The 626-nt window shown below is 70.0% G+C and carries 1 pseudogene; it reads left to right on the forward strand.

Annotated features, from left to right (window positions below):
* A pseudogene (locus A5736_RS27165) lies at positions 1-626 on the forward strand (hypothetical protein); the annotation flags it as partial.

A 626-nucleotide genomic window follows, 5' to 3' on the forward strand; every position in this document is an offset into this window, starting at 1 on the left:
CGCCCAGCGCATCGGGCTCTCGGCGACCGTGCGTCCGCCCGAGGAACTCGCCCGGTTCCTGTCCGGCCAGGCGCCGACGACCATCGTGGCCCCGCCGTCGGCCAAGACCGTCGAGCTGACCGTGCAAGTGCCGGTGCCCGACATGGCCAACCTGGCGAACAACACCATCTGGCCGGACGTCGAAGCGCGGCTCGTCGACCTGATCGAATCGCACGGTTCGACCATCGTGTTCGCCAACTCGCGGCGGCTGGCCGAGCGACTGACCGCACGGCTCAACGAGATTCACGCCGAGCGCAGCGGTGTTGCCCTGCCCGGGCAGGGCAACACCGCTGCGCTCGGCGTGAATCTCGTTGAGCCGTGCGGTCAGTCGCTCGGCCAGCCGCCGCGAGTTGGCGAACACGATGGTCGAACCGTGCGATTCGATCAGGTCGACGAGCCGCGCTTCGACGTCCGGCCAGATGGTGTTGTTCGCCAGGTTGGCCATGTCGGGCACCGGCACTTGCACGGTCAGCTCGACGGTCTTGGCCGACGGCGGGGCCACGATGGTCGTCGGCGCCTGGCCGGACAGGAACCGGGCGAGTTCCTCGGGCGGACGCACGGTCGCCGAGAGCCCGATGCGCTGGGCG

The sequence above is a fragment of the Mycobacterium sp. SP-6446 genome, from assembly GCF_001954045.1.
In the GTDB taxonomy this organism is placed as follows: Bacteria; Actinomycetota; Actinomycetes; order Mycobacteriales; family Mycobacteriaceae; genus Mycobacterium.